Annotated in this window: 16 protein-coding genes; 7 read left to right on the top strand and 9 right to left on the bottom strand. The window is 62.4% G+C overall.

The genetic code is table 11. The features are described 5' to 3' along the window. Positions 1 to 10 precede the first annotated feature (10 nt). The 3 genes from AC3WQS_RS12295 to fepB form a co-directional block, all read right to left on the bottom strand. A complete protein-coding gene (locus AC3WQS_RS12295; protein ID WP_019747064.1) occupies positions 11 to 673 on the bottom strand; it encodes a response regulator transcription factor in 663 nt (220 codons plus the stop codon). Then, on the bottom strand, positions 670 to 1,947 hold the full coding sequence (locus tag AC3WQS_RS12290) for a sensor histidine kinase (protein WP_019747063.1): 1,278 nt from the start codon (positions 1,945 to 1,947) through the stop codon (positions 670 to 672). Before AC3WQS_RS12290 ends, AC3WQS_RS12295 begins: the two co-directional genes overlap by 4 nt. Positions 1,948 to 2,094: 147 nt before the next feature. After that, positions 2,095 to 3,090, bottom strand: a complete 996-nt coding sequence (gene fepB, locus AC3WQS_RS12285) for a Fe2+-enterobactin ABC transporter substrate-binding protein (protein ID WP_047889107.1) — start codon at positions 3,088 to 3,090, stop codon at positions 2,095 to 2,097. Positions 3,091 to 3,156: 66 nt separating this feature from the next. Here fepB and fes point away from each other — a divergent pair, with 66 nt between their 5' ends. Beyond that, positions 3,157 to 4,392: an enterochelin esterase gene (fes, locus tag AC3WQS_RS12280; protein WP_492712677.1), complete on the top strand. Its 1,236-nt coding sequence runs from the start codon at positions 3,157 to 3,159 to the stop codon at positions 4,390 to 4,392. 15 nt (positions 4,393 to 4,407) lie between these two features. Here the strand turns inward: fes and AC3WQS_RS12275 are convergent, their stop codons facing one another. The 4 genes from AC3WQS_RS12275 to AC3WQS_RS12260 form a co-directional block, all read right to left on the bottom strand. After that, complete coding sequence (locus AC3WQS_RS12275; protein ID WP_492712678.1) at positions 4,408 to 4,821, bottom strand: HIT family protein; 414 nt, start codon at positions 4,819 to 4,821, stop codon at positions 4,408 to 4,410. A 66-nt stretch (positions 4,822 to 4,887) separates the two neighbouring features. Further along, positions 4,888 to 6,309 carry an adenylosuccinate lyase gene (gene purB, locus AC3WQS_RS12270; protein ID WP_019747059.1) on the bottom strand — a complete coding sequence of 474 codons (1,422 nt, stop codon included), beginning with the start codon at positions 6,307 to 6,309 and terminating at the stop codon, positions 4,888 to 4,890. A gap of 68 nt (positions 6,310 to 6,377) precedes the next feature. Continuing rightward, positions 6,378 to 6,986 carry a TetR/AcrR family transcriptional regulator gene (locus AC3WQS_RS12265; protein ID WP_024487531.1) on the bottom strand — a complete coding sequence of 203 codons (609 nt, stop codon included), beginning with the start codon at positions 6,984 to 6,986 and terminating at the stop codon, positions 6,378 to 6,380. A gap of 64 nt (positions 6,987 to 7,050) precedes the next feature. Next, positions 7,051 to 8,166: a pyridoxal phosphate-dependent aminotransferase gene (locus AC3WQS_RS12260; protein WP_179154745.1), complete on the bottom strand. Its 1,116-nt coding sequence runs from the start codon at positions 8,164 to 8,166 to the stop codon at positions 7,051 to 7,053. Positions 8,167 to 8,373: 207 nt separating this feature from the next. Between AC3WQS_RS12260 and AC3WQS_RS12255 the strand changes: the two genes are divergently transcribed. From AC3WQS_RS12255 to AC3WQS_RS12240, 4 genes are all read left to right on the top strand, one after another. Continuing rightward, positions 8,374 to 9,984: an ABC transporter substrate-binding protein gene (locus AC3WQS_RS12255; RefSeq protein ID WP_020968549.1), complete on the top strand. Its 1,611-nt coding sequence runs from the start codon at positions 8,374 to 8,376 to the stop codon at positions 9,982 to 9,984. A 54-nt stretch (positions 9,985 to 10,038) separates the two neighbouring features. Beyond that, the gene (locus AC3WQS_RS12250; RefSeq protein WP_259117443.1) at positions 10,039 to 13,407 is read left to right on the top strand and encodes a serine hydrolase; all 3,369 of its coding nucleotides are present in this window, start codon (positions 10,039 to 10,041) and stop codon (positions 13,405 to 13,407) included. Between the two features lie 20 nt (positions 13,408 to 13,427). Continuing rightward, a complete protein-coding gene (locus AC3WQS_RS12245; RefSeq protein WP_019747054.1) occupies positions 13,428 to 14,825 on the top strand; it encodes a serine hydrolase domain-containing protein in 1,398 nt (465 codons plus the stop codon). Positions 14,826 to 14,912: 87 nt separating this feature from the next. Then, positions 14,913 to 16,301, top strand: coding sequence for a sensor histidine kinase (locus AC3WQS_RS12240; RefSeq protein ID WP_070386304.1), 1,389 nt, complete (start codon positions 14,913 to 14,915; stop codon positions 16,299 to 16,301). 3 nt (positions 16,302 to 16,304) lie between these two features. Here AC3WQS_RS12240 and AC3WQS_RS12235 read toward each other — a convergent pair whose 3' ends face one another. Next, positions 16,305 to 16,979, bottom strand: a complete 675-nt coding sequence (locus AC3WQS_RS12235) for a response regulator transcription factor (protein WP_024487527.1) — start codon at positions 16,977 to 16,979, stop codon at positions 16,305 to 16,307. Positions 16,980 to 17,096: 117 nt separating this feature from the next. On the opposite strand from AC3WQS_RS12235, the gene AC3WQS_RS12230 reads away from it, so the two are divergent. Further along, on the top strand, positions 17,097 to 17,930 hold the full coding sequence (locus AC3WQS_RS12230) for a phosphatase PAP2 family protein (protein WP_492712679.1): 834 nt from the start codon (positions 17,097 to 17,099) through the stop codon (positions 17,928 to 17,930). Here the strand turns inward: AC3WQS_RS12230 and AC3WQS_RS12225 are convergent. Further along, complete coding sequence (locus AC3WQS_RS12225) at positions 17,866 to 18,945, bottom strand: ABC transporter substrate-binding protein (RefSeq protein ID WP_492712680.1); 1,080 nt, start codon at positions 18,943 to 18,945, stop codon at positions 17,866 to 17,868. The two genes, AC3WQS_RS12230 and AC3WQS_RS12225, sit on opposite strands and share 65 nt — an antisense overlap. 99 nt (positions 18,946 to 19,044) lie before the next feature. Between AC3WQS_RS12225 and AC3WQS_RS12220 the strand changes: the two genes are divergently transcribed. Next, positions 19,045 to 19,500: a MarR family winged helix-turn-helix transcriptional regulator gene (locus AC3WQS_RS12220; protein ID WP_019747049.1), complete on the top strand. Its 456-nt coding sequence runs from the start codon at positions 19,045 to 19,047 to the stop codon at positions 19,498 to 19,500.

Below are 19,500 nucleotides of genomic sequence, written 5' to 3'. Positions count from 1 at the left end.
GTCCCGTGCGTCAGCGCGATACGGCGATCACGTTGTTTCGGTACGCCCAGATGACGATCTGCACACGGGTACGCACCTGCAGCTTCTTGCAGATGTTGCTGATGTGCGACTTCACCGTGCTCTGCTCGAGGCTGAGAGAATCTGCGATGTCGTTGTTTCCCAAGCCTTGTGACAGCAACTGCACCACATCCATTTCACGCGCGCTCAGACCGTGATCCGATCCGGAGCGCGCCGTGGACATCGGTGCCGGCTTGCGCCTCGCGAACTCCACGATCAGTCTCGACGTCAATCTCGGAGAGAGTACCGAACCCCCCTCGGCCACGGTCAGCACTGCCGACGAGAGCTCCTCGGGATCGGCGTCTTTGAGCAGGAACCCTGCGGCGCCACTGTCGAGCGCCTCGAAAACGTACTCGTCGAGATCAAACGTGGTGATCACGACGACGCGGGTCGCCGGAAACTCGGCAAGGACCTCCCTGGTCGCGGTCAATCCGTCACCGTGAGGCATTCGGATATCCATCAGTACGACGTCCGGACGCAGTGCACGCACCTGCTCGTACGCCTCGACTCCCGTCTTGGCATGCCCGACGACGCGAATCTCGGGGTGACCGGAGAGAAACAGTTCGAACCCCTGCCGTACCACCTGCTGGTCGTCTGCAATAAGGACATCGATCATGCGTTGATCCTCCCGTTCACCGGCACCAGTGCCTGCACAGCCCACTCACCTTCCGAATTCGGTCCGGCGTCCAGTTGACCACCCATGAGCGTCGCGCGTTCGCGCATTCCCACAATTCCGAGGTTTTGCCCGTCGGAGGACGGACGAGCATTCCCGAGCGTATTGATCACCCGGACTCTCACCGCACCGGCTTCTCGGCTCAGACATACCTTGGACTCGCTACCCGGCGCATGGCGAAGGACGTTCGACAACGCCTCCTGGACGATGCGGTAGCACGTCAACTGGACTCCGCTGTCCAGGTCGTCGAAGCGGCCGACTTTCTCGAGCGAGATCGACGAGATGGTGCGCCTGCAGTCGTCCACCAACTCGTCGATGTCGGAGACCATAGGCGTCGGGAAATCGGGGTCTTCCTCACCCAGACGGAGGATCCCCACGATCTGCCGCAAGCTGTTGAGGGCCCGCTGCCCCTGCTCGATGACGCCGCCCAGAAGGGCTTGCGCTTGTTCTGGATTGCTCGAGAAGAACTTGTCGGCGGCACGGGCCTGGATGATCATGCCGGTCATGTGGTGAGCCGCGACGTCGTGCAACTCACGTGCCATGTCCTGCCGTTCGGCGACAACGGCATTCGCAATCTTGCGTTCGCGGTCCCGGTGCAGATCCGCTACGGCCTGACTGTTCTCCATTGCTTGCTTTCGCAGACGCGCGACGATCTTTCCCATGGCGGCGACGACCAGAAAACTCGTGACGGTGTTTGCCGCCGGCTCGAGGAACAGGTGGGGCAACTCCCCCACCTGAACCTCTGCGACCGTCAGCCCGTCCCGCTCGGTGAGATACATCGCCAAGATCACGTCCATCGCCATTCCGAGGACCAGCAGTCCGACCAGGCGCATGCCGCTCACCCGGATGGACACTGCCATGATCGCGAACCAGAAAAGCGGCGTGGCCCCCAGCGATCGACTCCCGAGGAAGAGCATCAATCCGCCGGATCCTGCCAACGTCAGGAGGTAGTACGCGATCGGGTACCGCCGGCGCGCACACGCCACCACGGTCAACACCGTCAGGAAACCCATGATGCCGACGACGGTTCCCGGATCGCTCAGCACTCGATTGCTCGTCTCGGGTTCAGTCTTGAGACTGGCGAGACCGAACACCCACGGCACACTCAGCAGGCCGACGATCACGGCCGCCGTGGCCGGGTTGTTCAGGTTGAAACGTCCCCACCCTCGCGATGCCAGGGCTTGCCCCGAGACATTCTGACCAGCCGAGTCGAACATCCACTCCCCATTCCGCATCCGATGATTGACGTTCATGGTGGCATGCGCGCACCACTTGGTCCCACATTCGACGAACGTGAAGGGAATGTTCGATTCTCGGCTACAACCAAAGGACTAGTTCGGGGTGAAAGCACTAGCACTTATGGATCAGCCGAACTGCTCGACCAACCGGTTCACCATGTTGGTTGCGCTGTAGTAGTCGAGACGGAAGGTATCGAGCCCCACGGCATAGACATGGTGATCACGAATTGCCGGATGCTGCGCCAACAGGGGAAGTGCCTCGACCGCTTTCACCGCACCGTCGTCGGCGCTGACCAAGATCAGGGTGTTGCCCGCGATACCGTCGTAGAGGTTCTCGGCCGAGACCTGAATGATGTCCTTGCGCTTACCCATGGATTCACTGCTCTTCGCAGACTCGGGAATGTCGGCGACCGTGAAACCCATCGCCGTGAGCAACTTCGCCTGCCCGGACTCGTGCGTCCAGATATTGGCGCCGCTGCCGTCCTCGTAGTAGACGAGCGCGGTGGTCGGCTGCGGGGGAAGTGTGATCTCGGCCTTCGCTGCCTCTACTGCGCTGTCGAATTTCGCGACCGTGGCCGCTGCGTTGTCTTCGAGACCTGTCGCTTCACCCAGCACGGCGGCCACTTCCTGCCAACTACTTCCGCCGTAGTCCACCACTATTGTCGGAGCAATGGCCGTGAACTGTTCGTACAGATCGACGACGGAGTCACCTCCAGTCGCCGAGACGACGATGAGGTCCGGGTTCTGGGCCAGAACGGATTCTGCGTTCGCGCCGCCCATCGGCAGCACTGCGAGTCCACGTTCTCGAGCTATGTCGCCCCACTGTGTGAACAACCCCTGCGCATCCGATACGTCGGTGTTCGGTCCCGTCGATGCGGTAGCCACCACCGGAGCATCGATCGACAACAGTGTGCCCGTCAGCGTCACACTGGTCGAGACGATCCTCTCCGGCTTCGACGTGATCTCCACCGGCCCCTTCGACGTTTCCACCGTGCGGGGCCAATTACCCTGCGATGCAGCCGAATCAGCACCGGAATCGGCATCCGCAGAACTACATCCGGCGAGAGCGAACCCTGCCACCAAGACTGCGGAGAGCACCTTCAAGGCGCGCGATTTTTTCATTGTGACGCCCACTGGCGGACCACTCCTCGAATTCAAAAGCCCATGAAATTAGGTTAGGCTGTGCTCATGCTAACTCAGGCGGTGACAGAATTGTCCGCTTCCCTCGCGGCCTCGCCCGACATCGACACCTTCTGGAACCGGATAGTGCAACAAGGCACGCCGATCATCGAAAGTGTTGACACACATACAGTTCGAGTAACTTTCCTCTGGCGACAACCCGAGGAGACGGAAGTCGAGCGCGTCTACCTCGACGCAAACTCGTTGACCGACCATCACGCGGAACAACTCAGCGTGATGCAACGGATCGGCGAGAGTCCGGTGTGGTTCTACGCCGCCGAAGTCTCGAACACCTGGCGCAGCAGTTACAGCATCATCCCGGCGCCGAAGTCCGTAGTCGACGAATTCGATTATCCGGGAGCAGGCAAGGAAGACACGACCCGCCGCACCCGCTGGTTGGGGTTGCTCGAACACCGAATTGCCGACCCACTCAATCCGCTCTCCGCAGGCGTGGACACAAGGCGTTCCGTCGCCGAGATGCCCTCGGCGCCGGTCCAGTTCGGTTGGGATGCTCCAGTTTTCAGGAAGTCGATACAGCTCACCTGGGCCAGTTCGACGTTGGACGTCGAGCGGCCGGTGTGGATCTACGAGACCGTGGACGACGGATTGACACCGCTCGAAGAACGGCCGCTCGTGATACTTCTCGACGGGCGCCACTGGGCCGAGGTCATGCCAGCAGGTGCCGCATTCGATCGTGCAGTCCAGACCGGCAAACTGAAGTCCTGCGTTCTGCTGGCCATTGATTCCGTTGACAATCAACGTCGTTCGAAGGAATTGCCGTGCAACCGCGACTACTGGAGTGCAGTCGTCGACGAACTACTTCCGCAGGTGCGCGCCGTCGCACCCTTCTCGTCTGATCGAACGCGAACGGTGGTCTCGGGGCAGAGTTTCGGCGGCCTGGCCTCGATGTTCGCAGCACTCGAATTCCCCGAACACTTCGCGCTGGTCGCCAGCGGGTCCGGTTCATTCTGGTGGCCGACAGGCTTGAAGCGCGGCGAGGACGGTCCGCCGGGTGGAGACATCGCCGCACGCATCGAGCGCGATGGCGTGCCGGACGGTTTACGCGTTGTCCTCGAAGTAGGTAGGCACGAGTCCGACATGGTCGGGCACAGCGCAGCGGTCGCACAGGCGTTGGAAGCTGCCGGAGCGCACGTGTCGTATCGGATCTTCGACGGCGGCCACGACTGGTTGTGCTGGCGCAGTGTCCTTCTGGACTCCGTTGTCGAACTGATCGGCAGTCCCTGAAACTGGCCGGTACCGCTAGTTCAGTGCACAGCGAATGACGGCAGCCGTGCTGTCGAGAACTGCCCGATTGGGCGTGCGAGGTAGTGCACGCAGGCCGAAGCCGTCGCCGCGATTTCGCGGAATGACGTGCAGATGAACATGGAAGACTTCCTGCCCCGCAACAGCTCCGTCGGAGAGATGCAGATTCACTCCGTCGACCGGGAGAGGTCCGGTACGCATCGCTGCGGCGATCTTCTGTGCGACGGCAAAGATCCTGGCACCGTCGTCGGAATCGAGCGTGGACAATCCACTGGCGTGGCGCTTCGGCACGACCAGGAGATGGCCGGATGTGAACGGCCGAATATCCATGAAGGCAAGGACATTCGCGTCGTCGTAGACGACGCTGGCCTCGGCCTCACCGGCGATGATGGAACAGAAGATGCAGTTCATGCTCTTCGACCCTGTGCGCCTTTTCGGTAGTGGTGACTACCGAAAAGGCGCACGGGGGCGTAGCCCTTACAGAATCGGCGACGGCGCATACGCCGCAGCTTCGGGGTTGGCGTCGACAAGCTTCTGCACCTCGGCGACAACGGCGTCGACCTGAGCAGACGCGGCGCCGACAAAGGCCGCCTTGTCGGCCAGAGCCTCGTCGAGTGCGGCGCGGTCGAGCGGCAAACGATCGTCGGCGGCAAGGCGATCGAGCAGGTCGGGCTCCTTGCCTTCCTCACGCATCGCCAGCGCAACTGCGACGGCGTTCTCCTTGATCGCCTCGTGGGCGGTCTCGCGTCCGACGCCCGCGCGCACCGCTGCCATGAGAACGCGGGTCGTGGCGAGGAACGGCAGGTAGCGCGTCAGTTCCTTCTCGATGACGGCCGGGTACGCGCCCATCTCGATCAGCACGGTCAGGAAGGTCTCGAACATGCCGTCGATCGCGAAGAACGCATCCGGGAGAGCGACGCGGCGCACGACGGAGCAGAAGACGTCGCCTTCGTTCCACTGTGCACCCGCGAGCTCGGCTGCCATGGAGCCGTAGCCGCGCAGGATCACCTGAAGTCCGTTGACTCGCTCGCACGAGCGGGTGTTCATCTTGTGCGGCATCGCCGAGCTGCCGACCTGGCCGGGCTGGAAGCCTTCGGTGACCAGCTCATGGCCGGCCATCAGGCGGATCGTGTGTGCAAACGACGACGGGCCCGCGCCGACCTGGACGAGCGCGGAGATGACGTCGTGGTCGAGCGAACGCGGGTACACCTGGCCGACGCTGGTCAGTACGTGGGCGAATCCGAGGTGCTCCGCGACCTTCGCTTCGAGCTGCTCGAGCTTGGCCGCATCGCCGTCGAGGAGGTCGAGCATGTCCTGAGCGGTACCCATCGGGCCCTTGATCCCACGCAGCGGGTAGCGGTCGATCAGCTGACGCAGACGTGTCAGTGCAACGAGAAGCTCGTCGGCCGCGGAAGCGAAACGCTTGCCCAAGGTGGTGGCCTGAGCTGCGACGTTGTGCGAGCGGCCGGCCATCACGATGGACGAGTACTCGGCAGCGCGCTCACCCAGACGGGCGGCGACGGCGATGCCGTGGTTGTAGACGTGTTCGAGAGAACGCACGATCTGCAGCTGCTCGACGTTCTCGGTGAGGTCACGGCTGGTCATGCCCTTGTGGACCTGCTCGTGTCCGGCGAGTGCATTGAATTCCTCGATGCGTGCCTTCACGTCGTGGCGGGTGACCCGCTCGCGGTCCGCGATGGACGCCAGGTCGACGTTGTCGATGACGCGCTCGTAGTCGTCGATGGCGTCGGCCGGAATGTCGATGCCCAGCTCTGCCTGCGCACGCAACACCGCCACCCACAATTGGCGCTCGAGCACGATCTTGTACTCGGGAGACCACAGAGCAACAAGCTCCGGGCTGGCGTATCGGTTGGCAAGGACATTCGGGATGCGGCTCACGAGGCCTCAGTCTAACGGTGGCCGAGCAGTGCTGTTACCCCCGAGCTAGAGCAGCTGTCACCCCCGAGCTAGACGACCGGCGGCGCCATCACGTCGATCGATTCCAAGAGCATTCCTCTGGCCAACCCGCGTGGGTCCGGGTCGTACTCCCCGAGCGCCGTGATCATCGCGCCGTCGACCATCGCGACAAGACGGCGCAACTGCCCCTCGGGCGCCGTTCGGCCCGAGCGTCGAAGCGCATCGGTCAACAGGTCGTCGAGCTGGGCGCGTAGGCGCAACTGCACGTCACGAAGCGCGGGATGACGGGCACACGCCACAAATCGTTCGTAGCGCGAGATCAATCGTTCGCGGCTCTCCGGCCGCTTCTCTTCGTCTCCGAGCAGCAGCTCGACCAAAAGTTCGACGGTTGATTCCGCGCCCCGCCGACGTTGGGTCACCGCAGCCACTCTGGCGCGCATCGCTTCCATGTCGGCGTTGCCGTTGAGCTCGACGGCACACGCGATCAGATCGTCGAGTGAGTCGAAGTAATAGGTCGTCGAAGCCAGAGGAAGGTCGGCCCTGGTTGCCACCGCTCGGTGACGAACGGCGTCGAACCCGCCCTCCAGCAAAAGTTCAGCAGCGGACGCCACCAGAGCTTGGCGACGTCGTTCACCCTTGGGCGTAGCTGCAGAAGACACCACGACATCGTGCCAGCAGAGGGCACCTCCGCATGGCGAAACAGCTCGAAGACCCTGCTGTTTGTTACCCGAGCCACTTCTCGAGGCGGGTCAGCGCCTCCTGGATGTCGGCTGTCGCGCCCGCGAACGAAAGTCTGACCATCCGGTTTCCGTGGACGGTGTCGAAATCGATTCCGGGTGCCAACGCGACCCCGGTATCTGTCAGCAACCGGGCACACCACGCGGTGGCGCCCTCGTCGCCACACAGATGGCCGATATCCGCGTAGACGTAGAACGCACCGTCGGCGGGAGCCAGTTCGGTGATGCCCAGTTTCGGCAACCCGGTCAACAGCAGTTCACGATTGACGGCGTACCGCTGAACGTGCCCGTCCAACTCGACCTTCGCCTCGTCCGAGAACGCCTCGATGGCGGCGTACTGAGAGATCGCGGGTGGACACACCGTCATGTTCGACGCGAGTCTCTGCAGCGGGCGCCGCAAGTACGTCGGCACCAACATCCACCCGAGCCGCCAACCCGTCATCGAGAAGTACTTGGACACCGAGCCGATCACTACGGATTCGCGTGAGGTCTCCCAGGCGCTCGACGTGTGCTGATCGCCGTATCCGATGCCGTGGTAGATCTCGTCCGAGATCAGAAGGGTGCCGTGCTGCTCGCACCACGTCGCCAACGCAGCGAGCTCCTCGGGCGAGATCACCGTGCCCGTCGGATTTGCCGGGCTGGCGACGATCAGACCGGCAGGCGGCGACGGCAAGGCCTCGAGCATGTCCACCGTCGGCTGGTATCGGGTTGCCGGCCCGCAGTCGAGTTCGACGACGTTGCAGCCGAGAGCGGCAAGGGTGTTGCGGTAGGCGGGATATCCGGGGCGAGCGACCACCACGGTGTCGCCCTCGTCGAACGCGGCCAGGAAAAGCAAGGTGAACGCCCCGGACGAACCTGTCGTCACCACCACGTCTTCGGCGTCGACGGCTATTCCCGATCGCTCGCTGTGGTAGCGCGCAATAGCTTCGCGTAGCGGCAGGATCCCGAAAGTCTCGGTATACCCGAGTAGTTCGGTGCCGAGGATCTCGCGCGTCGCACGTAGCACCGGTGCCGGCGCGGGGGTCGACGGTTGACCGGCAGCCAACGTCAGAACGTCACCGTGCGTCCGCTGACGTTCGGTCGCGGCCTTCCATACATCCATGACATGGAAGGTCTGGATATCTGATCGACGAGATTCTGAGCGCACACCCCGACGGTAGCCGAACCACACTTCCGTGAGAAACGACGACCATCCATTGTGACGATCCGACAGATTCAGGTGCTCAGCATGAGTCGATTCAACGAGACCTGGGCCACGTCCCTCGCGCAGCATTGATCAACGACATCCTTCGATCAAAAGGTGCATCAGATGAAAGCTCGCTCAGTGCCCACCGCGGCTCTGGTCACGATCGGCGTTCTCACGGTTGCCTCGTGCGGAAGCACCTCTGATCCTGGCGGCGGGACCTCCGGGGACTACGCCAAGGACGGGAGTTTCACGACGATCGTGAACACCGACCCCGGCAACCTTCATCCCCTGATCACCAACCTGACTGCCACGCAGGCAATCAACAGCTATACCAACGACTCGTTGTTGGCCATCGACCCCAAAACCCGTGCAGCGGGCTCGTATCTGGCCGAAAAATGGAGCGAGAACGGAACTTCGCTGAACTTCACCCTCAAAAAAGGGATCACGTGTGAAGACGGCACGACGTTCACTGCCCAGACAGCCGCGAACAACATCAACTGGGTCGTCGACAAGACGAACGGCTCGCCGTGGCTGGGAGCGTCGGTACCCGAAACTGCAGTAGCAACCGCCGATGGCGACGAGCTCACGATCAAGACGGCGGAACCTGCGCCCTTCCTGCTCGAGCGCATCGGTGCTCTCAAACTGGCATGCCAGGCAGCACTCGACGACCCCGCCAGTGTTCGCGGCAGCAGCAACGGAACCGGCCTGTTCAAGATCACCGAAGTAGTGGCAAACGATCACGTGACGCTCGAACGCCGCGACGGATACAACTGGGGACCGAACGGCGAAACCACATCGGACACCCTCGGAGTGCCCAAGGCCGTCACGATCAAGATCGTGACCGACGCGGCGACGACGGCGAACCTGGTCCTCACCGGAACGGTGAACGCAGCACCGGTGGCCGGTGCGGATATCGAACGTGTGGAAGCGTCCGGCCTGGAATCGATGACGTCGAACACCTTGAGCGGGCAGTTCATCTTCAACCACAATGCTGCTCTTCCCACCAAGGACGAAGCGGTGCGCAGCGCGCTCGTGCAGGCAATCGATCTCGACGACTACACGGACATCAACACCGGTGGCAAGGGTTCGCGCGCTACGGCATTGGCCGTTGTCGATCCGCGGGCATGTGACTACGACAGTGTCACCGGTGTAGTTCCGAAGTTCGACATGGCCGCGGCGAAGAAGACCCTCGCCGACGCCGGCTGGAAGCCCGGATCCGACGGCGTTCTGACCAAGGACGGTCAATCGCTGCAATTGACGGTCATCTTTGCCAACTACCGCGATACCACTTCTGCAGCAGCAGAATACGCGATGAAGCAGTGGCAGGAACTCGGCGCGAAGGTAGAGCTTCGCGGTGGTGACAACAATTTCATCATCTCCAATACGTTCGCGGCAAAGGACCTGACATCCTGGTCGATCTCGATCGGTCTGACCGTCCAGAGTGACACTCCCAGCATCTTCGTTCCGTACTTCTCCGGCCCGACCCCGCCGGCGGGCGTCAACTTCGCATCGATCGACAATCCCGAGTACACCGAACTGGCTGCGAAGGCATCGGTTCTGCCCGGGCAGGAATCCTGCTCGGTGTGGAAGGAAGCGGAACAGGCGCTGTTCACCTCTTCTGACGTCGTTCCGGTATCCACATCGCCGAACTTCATGTTCTTCAACGGTGCGACGTCCCTGTACGCGCCGATTGGTGGAACCCTGGCGGGCCCAGGCATCCGAGTTCTGAAATAAGCCGGAAGACAAAGCTTTACGTCTGCATCTATTTCTCCGATTCGAAGGATCTACATGACTGACCGTCCATTTGTTCTCGACGACCTCCACCGCGTGGTCACACCCACTGAAACCGCAATCTCGCCCGACGGCACCGTGGTCGTCTTCGTTCGCTCGGAAATTGTTGCCGGAAAGGCAACTACATCGCTCTGGGCAGTGTCCCGCGATTCCCAGGCTCGCCGCCTCACTGCGGGGCCCGCCGATTCGGCACCTCGGTTCTCTCCGGACGGAACCTCGATTGCCTTCCTCCGCAAGGTCGGCGACTCCGCGCAGCTGCACCTGATCCCGCTCGCCGGCGGCGAGGCCGAAACCCTCACCACAGCAGCATCACTCCCCCTCGGTGCCGGCGCACCGGTCTGGAGCCCGGACGGAAAAGCCATTGCATTCGCCGCTGTGATCTCACGTTCGGACTCCACCGATCCGAATGCGCCCATCGTCACCGACCGACTCGGATACAAGGTGGACGGCGCCGGTTGGCTCGGCACCTTCCGTCGCCACCTGCACACCGTCGATCTGGAGACGAAGGCAGTACGACGCCTCACCGACGGTGATTGGAATGCGGACGTACCGTCCTGGTCGCCCGACGGCACGGCTCTTGCCTTCACCGCGAATCTCGAACCGGACAGCGATCTGAACCTCACGTTCAGCGCTTACCGAATCCTCGTCGACGATCTGTCAGTTCCGCCGCAGCGACTCGGTCACGCCACCGGGGTGCAGGGCTCCACACTGTGGCACCCGCAAGGAGATTCGGTCGTCGCCATCGGCACCCCCGAGGTCCGTGTCGGAACTGCCGACCTGATCCGTCTGTCCGTCCCCGGCCCAACTGAGACACCGGTCGACGTCACCCTCACAGCTCATCTCGATCGCAACGTGATGCCCGGCGCGCCCGGTTACCCCGGTGGCACACCGGCACTGTCGAATACTCGCGACGAAATCGTGTTCTGCCTCCGCGATCGCGGATGGACGCATCTGTATGCAGCCGACATCGAAACCGGAACCTCTCGCTCCCTCGTCGCCAATCCCAACGAGGTCGTCTCGGCGCTCTCCGTTGCCCGTGACGCCCGCGTCGCCTCCGTCATCGTCACCACACAGCAGTCCTTCGGCGAGGTCGCACTCGTCGATCTCGACAGCGGCGCTGTCACCACGCTGACAAAATTCACCGCAGAAGCACTCCCCGAGGTGACCCTGTTTGCCGCCGAGGAGCGCGAATTCACCATCTCCGACGGCCGTACCGTGCATGGCTGGTTGCTGTCCGCTCCCGAAACTGATGGCGCTGCACCCCTTCTGCTCGACATTCACGGTGGACCGCACAACGCGTGGACCGGCGTTGCCGATACCTATCACCCCGCCCACCAGGTTCTCGCAGCGCAGGGCTGGCGCATCCTGACCCTCAATCCACGTGGATCGGACGGGTACGGCGCAGACTTCATGTACGCCGTCAACGGCGCCTGGGGTACCTCGGACCAAGCCGACTTCCTCGAGCCGATCGACGCGCTTGTCGCCGAGGGACTTGTCGACGGGGACCGACTGGCGATCACCGGGTACAGCTACGGCGGATACAGCACCTGCCACCTCACCTCGCAGACCGATCGCTTTGCCGCGGCGGTGGCCGGTGGGCTGATCTGCGATTTCAACGCCATGGCCGGAGTCTGCGATTTCGGTCCGCACCTCGCGTCGCTCGCCACCGGCACCACTGTTCCCGAGAACTCCGCGGGGCTGCTGGCAGCCTCACCGCTCGCCGCCGTGAAGAACGTGGTGACTCCGACGCTGATCCTGCACGGAAAGTCGGACGAGCGGTGCCCGCTGGGTCAGGCCGAGGCCTGGTTCGCCGCACTGCGCCAGCAGCATGTACCCACCCGACTGGTGGCGTATCCCGGTGCAAGCCACGGGTTCCTCGTCAACGGCTCGATCTCGCACCGAATCGACTACAGCACACGGCTCATCGAGTGGGTGAAGCGATACACCTCCGCGAAGCTGCCCAAGACCGGCCTGGCCAATGCATCTGCCGGCGCCGACGCGTGGAAGCGCTCACTGGACGTACTGTGTGAGCGTTACGGCGTCACCGGTGCTCAATTCGGTATTCTCACACTCGATTCCAGCGGCAAGGAAATCACCCGTACGACGGTGGCTTCCGGCGTGATCAATGCAGACACCGGGGTCGAGGTATCCACCGACTCCCTGTTCCAGATCGGATCCATCACCAAGGTATGGACCGCGATGCTGGTCATGCAGCTGGTCGACGAAGGCTTGCTCGACCTGGACGCGACCGTCCGGTCGATCCTGCCCGACTTCGCACTGCAGGACGAGGAAACAGCCGCCCGCATCACGGTTCGCGCACTTCTGAACCATCGCAACGGAATCGACGGTGACCTCTTCATCGACAAGGGTCGCGGAGACGACGTCGTCGAACGCTACGTCGAGGGCCTGCGTGACTTCCGTCAGGTTCATCCACTCGAGGACGGCTTCGCGTACTCGAACTCCGCGTACGTCCTTGCAGCTCGTATCGTCGAGGTTCTTCGCGGCGGCATCTGGGACGACATCCTCAAGGAGCGGATCATCGATCCGCTCGGCCTCGCGCACACACTCACGTTGACCGGAGATACTCCGAGATACTCTGTGGCAGCGGGTCATACAGGGAACTCCGTCGTGATGCCCGTCTGGCCGATCACGCGCTCGATGGGGCCGGCCGGCTGCATCACTGCCAGCATCGGAGATCTGCTCACGTTCGCGGAACTCGGCCTTCTCGAAGGTCAGAGCGTCGACGGCGTGCGGATCGTGTCGGAGAAATCAGCGGCCGCGATGCGTACACCCGAAATCGACATCAGCGAACTGTTCCCGGACAAGTCGGGCTGGGGTCTGGGTTGGTTCCACGAAACCTGGTCGGGCGAAGAAATTTTCGGCCACGACGGCAGCACCATCGGGCAGCACGCATATCTGCGCATCTTCCCCCGCCACAATGTCGCGATCGCGCTGCTGACCAGCGGCGGCAAAGCAGACGGCCTCTATCGTGATCTCTTCACCGAAGCCGCAGCCGCATTGGTCGGACTCGAACCTCCGCAAGCCCTCGCCCCGAACCCCGCGAGTGTGGAGTCGATTCCGGATTCGGTTCTGGGTAAGTACAGCTCGGGCGGAATAGCAATCGAGTTCCGTCGTGGAGAGTCCGCTGACGAGGCTGTGATCACCGTCATCGGCGACGTCATCCCGAATCCCGAGGAAGACGAAACAGCTCCGAAGAAGCCTGCAGCGGTAGCCACTCTCGTACCGTCGCAGATCCCGGGGACCTGGACCACCCGTCAACCCGGGGCCGCCGGTTGGACGACGGTACGGCCGCACCGCGACGGCGTGTACGTCGGATTCCGCTTCCTACCACGGGTTAACGCGTGACGACGACCGATCCACATACGATGACGGAAACACCGAACGCCGAAACACAGAACGCCAGCGAACTCGAGGAATCAAAGATGCAAGAACAGCTTCAGGAACTCGTCGACCAGTGGAGGGTCGAGGCGAACATCCCCGGCGTCTCGGTCGGTATCGTGCACGGCGACAAGGACATCGTCGTCACCAGCGGCATCGAGAGCGTCGAAACCCAGCTCCCGGTCACCGACAAGACGATGTTCATGATCGGCTCCACCACAAAGGTTTTTGCTGCAACAGCCGCGATGGCACTCGTCGAGGACGGCCTACTCGATCTCGACACCCCACTGGTCGAGTACGTCCCCGAACTGACCCTCGCCGACGACGAAGCCACCCGCACAGTCACGATGCGTCATCTTCTGACGCACACCGGCGGATTCACCGGCGACGCCAGCCTCTCGGCCGGCTGGGGTGAAGACGCCCTGGGTCGATCGATTTCACGGCTGAAAGAACTACGACAGGAATTTCCCGTCGGAGAGGTCTTCTCCTACAGCAACTCCGGATTCGTTCTCGCCGGATACGTCGTAGCCAAGATCAGTGGACTGACCTTCGAAGAGCTGGTCAAGCAGCGCGTTCTGGACCCACTCGAGATGAAGAACTCGGCGTTCCTGCCCTGGGACGTGATGACCCACCGGTTTGCACTCGGCCACTACATCCGCGAGGGTGAGCCGTTCGTGTCCAACGAGACCGGACTGGACCGCGGCATGACGCCCTGCGGTGGAATGTGGTCCTCGGTGCGCGATCAGCTCGTCTGGGCACGCTACGCACTGTCGGGCGAACACCCGGGTGAGGGACAGCCTCTCGACGAGTCCACCCGGTTGCTGATGCAGAAGCCGCAGCGTCCCGCCGCGATGATGTTCGAGGAAGTCGGCATCGGCTGGCTGCTGACTCGATACGGAACCACACAGGTTGTCCGGCACGGCGGAAACGTCAGCAACCTCCAGGTCTCCGAGTTCTTGACCGTGCCTGAGAAGAACTTCGCCGTCACCGTGCTGACCAACGCACTCGGCGGCGGAATCGGCAAGAAGATCGTCGACTGGTGCATGGCCAACCTCGCAGAGTTGCCCGCGCCGGCATCTCTCGACGTGGTCGAGCCCGAACCCTCTGCCGTCGACGCCGTCCTGGGCAAGTACCAGGCCGGCAACCTGACCATGACCGTCGCCCCCGGTGACGAGGGAATCGGCGTCCGCATGGGCAGCGCGCAGGACCTCGGCGAATACGAGGACATCGTCTGGCCGCCGGCGATCCCGATCGCCTTCGTCAACGATCTCGACTTCGCTGCTCGCGCCGACACCACGCGGACGCTGGGGCGCTTCGTCACCGATGACACCGGACGCGCCGTGATGCTCGAATTCGGCGGCCGAACCGCCAAGCGAGTGGCTTGATCCTCTAGACGGGTGACGCGGTCCGATTACGAGGCCGCGTCGCCCGTCTTTGTATACGCACAGCCGCGAAGGTACAGACTGGACGCCATGAACGTCATCGGCGAGTCGATTCTGCACCCGTCCCGGTGGAGCGTGCGCGCCCGGACGACCGTGGCATCTACCCTCGTGATCGCCTTCTGCTTGGTGATCGCCGGGCTTGCACTGGTTTTCGTACTGGCGAACTCCCTGCACCTGTCCGCACTGAACAGCTCCGAGGCCCGTGCCACACAGTTGGTCCAGCAACTCACCGGGAAGAGCCCAGCCGATCTCGACCCTTCGCTTCTGTCCACCGACAGCCAGATCGGAATCGTGCAGATCGTCGACGCCGATCACCGAATAGTCGCCCAATCGCCTGGAACTGACAGCGACCTACTGTCCGAACGCATTCTCGGCCCTGACGAATCGGACACCTATGGAAGGGTCAAGAAGTCCGACGACGAGGACTACTGGCTGATCGGACACGGCGCTCAGACGCCGGCCGGACCGGTCACCGTCTTCGTCGGCGCCGACCGTGAACCGGTTGAAACCGTGGTGACCACCGTTGCCGTTCTGCTCGCCATCGCCGGGCCCCTGGTTCTTGGACTGGCCGCGTTTGCCACTTACCGCCTGGTGGGTTCGGCTCTCGCTCCCGTGGAACGCATCCGCGCTCGGGTTGCCTCGATTTCGAGTGGCCGTCAAGGTGAACGAGTGCCCGTCCCGTCCGGGAACGACGAGATAGCCCGACTGGCAACAACAATGAACGACATGCTGGCGCGCCTCGACGAAGGCGCACTTGCTCAACAACGATTCGTCAGCGACGCCTCCCACGAATTACGTAGTCCACTGTCCACGATCACGACGGCTCTCGAACTGGCACACCGACGCCCGGATCTCCTCGACGACGCACTGATCGAAGACGCGCTACTTCCCGAGGCGCGACGGATGCGGCAGTTGATCGAGGATCTGTTGATTCTCGCGCGCTCGGACGAAAGCGAACTCGAATCCATCGGTACCGTCGTCGACGTCGACCTCGACGACATTCTGTTCGCCGAGCAGAAGCGGATCGACGGTATCTCCGAGATCGCGGTCACCGCCACCGTTGCTCCGGTTCGCGTGTCCGGAGACCCGAGGGCGTTGGCGCGCATGGTGCGAAACCTGGTCGACAACGCAGTACGGCACGCCGAGACCCTCGTGCATCTCGAGTGTTCCGAAGCCGGCCACGAAGCCCATATCGTGATCGAGGACGACGGGCCCGGAATCCCTGCAGCAGAACGCGAACGAATCTTCGGACGCTTCGTCCGCCTAGACCAGCCGCGGTCGAGGCAGGGAGGTGGCTCCGGACTCGGACTCGCCATCGCGTCGGAAATCGTTGCGGCGCATCACGGAACCATTTCCGTCAGCGAGAGGGTAGGCGGTGGAAGTCGATTCGAGGTGACAATTCCGCTACCGACCGATTGACGATCAGGCAGTGCCGACAAAGCGGTACCCGATGCCTCGAATGGTTTCGATGCTGTGGGTTCCGAACGGGAGGTCGACCTTCTTACGTAGGTAACCGATGTAGACCTCGACGATGTTCTCGTCACCTTCGTAGTTGGTGTCCCAGACCGAGCGAACGATCTCGGTCTTCGTGACCACAACTCCGTTGTTGCGCATCAGGAACTCGAGAACGCTGTACTCACGTGGCGTCAGCGTCAATTCGATTCCCGCTCTGATCACCTGATGTTTGGCGGGGTCGAGGGACAGGTCTCCCACGGTGAGTATCGATGGACGCTGGGGAGCGCCCCGCCGCACCAGTGCGCGAAGCCGCGCGAGGAATACTACAAACGAGAAGGGCTTGACCAGGTAGTCGTCGGCACCGAGATCGAAAGCATCAGCGAGGTCGTATTCGCCGTCCTTCGCCGAGAGCATGAGGATCGGCGTCCACACCTCCCGGGCGCGTAGGTCCCGCACGATGTCGTATCCGTGTTTGCCCGGCAACATGATGTCGAGAACGATCACGTCGAATTCGTCGCTGCAGGCAATCGCGAATCCGTCGTCCCCGTTGAGTTCCACGGCGGTCACGAATCCCTCGGCTACCAATCCCCGCCGGATCGTCTCGGCCAGGCGTACTTCGTCTTCGACAACCAGTACTCGCACCACCGGCCCCGTCTCGTCGACACGCAGTTGTTCGGATGCACCCAGTAGAGCAGACGGTGGGCCCATGACCGAGTTACGTTCAGCGTTTCTTCAGCTTCTGATCGTCACACTGCATTCATGCCAGCAACTGTGTCGACCGTGCGAAACGTGGTCACCGAAGTCTTGACCGAGAGCACCACCGCAGAAATTGCGGTTGCCGCAATCGTGGTGGCGGCCGCGCTGTTCGCATTCGGTTCGATCTACCGGACCTCCAGCGTTCGGTCAACAGCGCTCCGCGCGTCCGGGCTCGCCCTCGCCCTGGTGACGCTCTCGATCCAGGTATATCGAAACGGGTGGTTGACGAGCTTCGACGGGCCGGTGACCGACTGGATGGTCGATCATCGGAGCGGCGCCCTCAACCAGATCGCGGTCGCCGTCACAGATCTCGGTAGTCCTGTCGCCACCGCGCTGCTCGGGATCACTTGCGGAGTGCTCATCTCGTGGCGAGCACGTTCGGTTGTTCCGGGTTTGATCGTGATCGGAACCGTTGGCGGTGCGGCAGTCGCCAGCACGGTAATCAAAGCGCTCGTCGGTCGCGAACGTCCGCCGACCAACATCCAGGTTCTTCTCGAGACCGGCCACTCGTTCCCGTCTGGTCACGTCACCGGCACAGCAGCGCTGTTCGGCATCGCGGTTCTCGTTGTGAGCGTCGACCGAACACCGTCCGTCAAACGCCTTCTGATGCTGCTCGCCGTGACGGTCACCGTTGTCGTCGCGCTCACTCGCCTCTACTTGGGAGCTCACTGGCTCACCGACGTCGTTGCCGGAGCTGTCCTCGCGACGCTTGCCGTCACTGTGGGTGGCGCTGTCTTCCGGTTCGTCGGCACGCACAACCAGTCCGAATCAGCTACTGCTGCAGTGCGCTCTGCAGAACCTTCAGCACTTCACGAGCCGCAGTCGGCCCGGCATTGAGGTAGAAGACGTCATCGTCGACAGCAACGGCATGGTTGGCAATCACCCCACGTAACTGCGCCCACAACGGCGCGTTGGTCAACGTCGCCGGGTCCCCGCCTTGCACTCCGTAGAAGATCCAATCAGCGTCCGCCACGTTCAGCTCTTCCTCACTGATGTCTCGGGAGGTGTCGTCGAATTGCTGCGACTCCGGACGCGTCAGGCCGGCATCCTGGGCGATACTTCCGGCGAACGAAGGAATACCGAAGATGCGCAAGCGATTTCCGTTCTGGCGGGTGAACGACACTGTCGGCGGCGACGAAAGGGACGCACCCAAGGCCGCGGCGTCGGCGTTGAACGTATCCAGCAGTGCCGTCGCCTGTTGCGTCTTACCTACCCCGTCGGCAACCAGCAGGAAGTCCTGCTTCCAGTTGACGCCGGTCCCCTGCGTTGCCACGGTGGGCGCAATTGCCGAAAGCTGGTCGTACAGCGAATCAGCATCCTTCCCTGCAACATTCATCAAGATCAGGTCAGGATCGAGCTTGACGATCGCTTCGAAGTTCGGTGTGAAGCGCCCACCTGCGTCGACGACATCACCTAGCTGGGTGCGGAATTCGGGGTATGCGGCCAACAGGTACGGCGGCACCAGGTCCGCACCGTCACCACGAGTCGAAGCCGCAGGAACGACGCCGAGAGATAAAAGCGCATCTGCTTGCCCGGTCGAAATGACGACAACCTTTTCGGGCTGCGATTCGATCGTGGTGTCACCTTTGAAGTGTGAAACGGTACGAGGGAATTCGCCGTCCGACTTTCCGCTCCCCATTCCAGCCGGGACTTCTCGCGGAGCGACAAACGCAGAGTCCGCCGGAGTCGACGCACTGATGTCAGTGTCTGTGGGCGAGGCGTCGCTCGAGCAGCCACTGAGAGCTGCCACCAATGTCAGTGCGCCGATCAGCATTACACTGCGTGACTTCTGTCCAAAATTCATGATCGTGTCCCGTACGTCGTGAAGCATGACAGCTTCATCTACCGTCATGGTTAGGTGACCCTACCCTTTGAGGAACTGTAAACTATATCTGTGTCAGATACAGTTTTGGGACGTGGATCACACGGGATCGATCGCTACTCTGATCGCGTGCCCACTGCGGAAGAAGCATCGAGATCACTCATCGCTGCGGCGTTCGAATTGCGTCGAGCGCTGCGTGAATACATGGATACGTCGGGTACCGACGCGACTTTGCCAGAGGCACAATCCGAGGTACTTCACGATGTCGCGCACCATCCCGGCACTCGCATCGGGGCCGTGGCCGATCGCCTCTCCAGACGCCCGAACACCGTCAGCACGCTGGTGCGCATCCTCTCCGACAAGGACCTGATCGAGCGGCGACCCGATCCCACAGACGGCCGGGTGAGCACGCTTTTCGTGAAGGACGAGCGAAGCGCGCGTCGGGACCGTCGGTCCGAACTACGCATCGGCGTCCTGGCCCAAGAACTGACAGCCCTCGACGAAGGTGACCTCGACACATTGACCACTGCCATCGGCATCCTCGACCGAGTCAATCGATCACTGCGAGTTCACGCACCGCGATGA

The sequence above is a fragment of the Rhodococcus sp. FW305-130 genome (assembly GCF_058788335.1).
This window is presented reverse-complemented; position numbering and strand designations above follow the sequence as displayed.

Excerpts from the sequence above, each read along its gene's own strand:
- AC3WQS_RS12295 (WP_019747064.1), bottom strand. The coding sequence starts at position 673 with ATGATCGATGTCCTTATTGCAGACGACCAGCAGGTGGTACGGCAGGGG.
- AC3WQS_RS12290 (WP_019747063.1), bottom strand. The coding sequence starts at position 1,947 with ATGTTCGACTCGGCTGGTCAGAATGTCTCGGGGCAAGCCCTGGCATCG.
- fepB (WP_047889107.1), bottom strand. The coding sequence starts at position 3,090 with ATGAAAAAATCGCGCGCCTTGAAGGTGCTCTCCGCAGTCTTGGTGGCA.
- fes (WP_492712677.1), top strand. The coding sequence starts at position 3,157 with ATGCTAACTCAGGCGGTGACAGAATTGTCCGCTTCCCTCGCGGCCTCG.
- AC3WQS_RS12275 (WP_492712678.1), bottom strand. The coding sequence starts at position 4,821 with ATGAACTGCATCTTCTGTTCCATCATCGCCGGTGAGGCCGAGGCCAGC.
- AC3WQS_RS12260 (WP_179154745.1), bottom strand. The coding sequence starts at position 8,166 with ATGGATGTATGGAAGGCCGCGACCGAACGTCAGCGGACGCACGGTGAC.
- AC3WQS_RS12255 (WP_020968549.1), top strand. The coding sequence starts at position 8,374 with ATGAAAGCTCGCTCAGTGCCCACCGCGGCTCTGGTCACGATCGGCGTT.
- AC3WQS_RS12250 (WP_259117443.1), top strand. The coding sequence starts at position 10,039 with ATGACTGACCGTCCATTTGTTCTCGACGACCTCCACCGCGTGGTCACA.
- AC3WQS_RS12245 (WP_019747054.1), top strand. The coding sequence starts at position 13,428 with ATGACGGAAACACCGAACGCCGAAACACAGAACGCCAGCGAACTCGAG.
- AC3WQS_RS12240 (WP_070386304.1), top strand. The coding sequence starts at position 14,913 with ATGAACGTCATCGGCGAGTCGATTCTGCACCCGTCCCGGTGGAGCGTG.
- AC3WQS_RS12230 (WP_492712679.1), top strand. The coding sequence starts at position 17,097 with ATGCCAGCAACTGTGTCGACCGTGCGAAACGTGGTCACCGAAGTCTTG.
- AC3WQS_RS12225 (WP_492712680.1), bottom strand. The coding sequence starts at position 18,945 with ATGACGGTAGATGAAGCTGTCATGCTTCACGACGTACGGGACACGATC.